The sequence below is a fragment of the Acinetobacter sp. YH12251 genome, assembly GCF_013417465.1.
In the GTDB taxonomy this organism is placed as follows: domain Bacteria; phylum Pseudomonadota; class Gammaproteobacteria; order Pseudomonadales; family Moraxellaceae; genus Acinetobacter; species Acinetobacter amyesii.
This window is the reverse complement of the sequence record NZ_VPDZ01000059.1, coordinates 1-1,098: the sequence shown is the minus strand read 5'-3', so window position 1 is coordinate 1,098 and position 1,098 is coordinate 1. Positions and strand designations below refer to the sequence as shown.

Genomic DNA, 1,098 nt, shown 5'->3' with positions numbered 1-1,098 from the left:
CATTTGGAAGCTGAATAGGTAACTGGGAAACAGATGCGACACTACGGTCTTGCTCTCCAAGACGGATAACAAAATCAAAACGACGATCGCCTTCTAAAATCTCTCCCACGCTTTGTCCACCAATACTTGCAGCCACCACATCCTGAATAGATTTCACACTCAAGCCATACTGGGCAGCTAAAGCTTTATCAATCTCTACATTGAGTAAAGGCAGACCCGAAGTTTGTTCAACTTTCACCGCACTGCTACCTGCGACTTGCTGAATGATTTTCGCGATTTTTGCAGCCTCAGTATTCAAAACCTGCATGTCATCACCAAAAACCTTCACCCCCACATCACTGCGTATACCTGAAATCAGTTCATTAAAACGTAGCTCAATAGGCTGAGAAAACTCACTGTTATTGCCGGGAATTGTCGCAAGATAAGCTTCCATTCGGGTTCGAAGTGCATCTAGGCTTTCTTTTGAATCTGGCCATTCCTCACGTGGTTTCAGCATGATATAACCATCGGAAATATTCGGTGGCATCACATCTGTCGCCACTTCAGCAGTCCCGGTACGGGCAAATATAGCTTTAATTTCGGGAAAGTTTTTCAGTAAAAGCTTTTCGGTATTTTCCTGAATACGTAAAGACTCTTCCAAGCCTGTGCTTGGAGAACGTAATTGCTGTACCGCAAAATCACCTTCACTCAGCTGGGGTGCAAACTCACTGCCAATCTTCGTGCTGAGCAGACCCGTAATGACCAGGAGACAAATGGCAAAAGTTAAAACCACCGCTTTGTAATGATAGGCTCCATCCAATATCTGTTGATATCGGGTTTTGAGCCAGATCATCCAACGGCTTTCCGTTTCTTTGATCTCCCCTTTAACCCATAAAGCAACTGCAGCGGGCACAAAGGTGATCGATAAAATAATAGCTGCCACCAGTGCGAGAACAACGGTTAAAGCCATCGGATGAAATAGTTTTGCTTCTACACCACTTAAAGCAAAAATCGGCAAATACACCACCAAAATAATAAGCTGACCAAAAATAAGAGGACGACGTGCTTGGCGGGCAGCCAGAAAAACTTCCTTAAAGCGTTCACTTTGTGTGAGAGGTC

General features: G+C 44.4%; 1 protein-coding gene. It reads right to left on the bottom strand.

All coding sequences use genetic code 11. The features are described from left to right. Nucleotides 1–1,098, bottom strand: a 1,098-nt coding sequence (locus tag FTV27_RS17055) for an efflux RND transporter permease subunit (RefSeq protein WP_180034346.1), incomplete at both ends; no start/stop codon positions are given.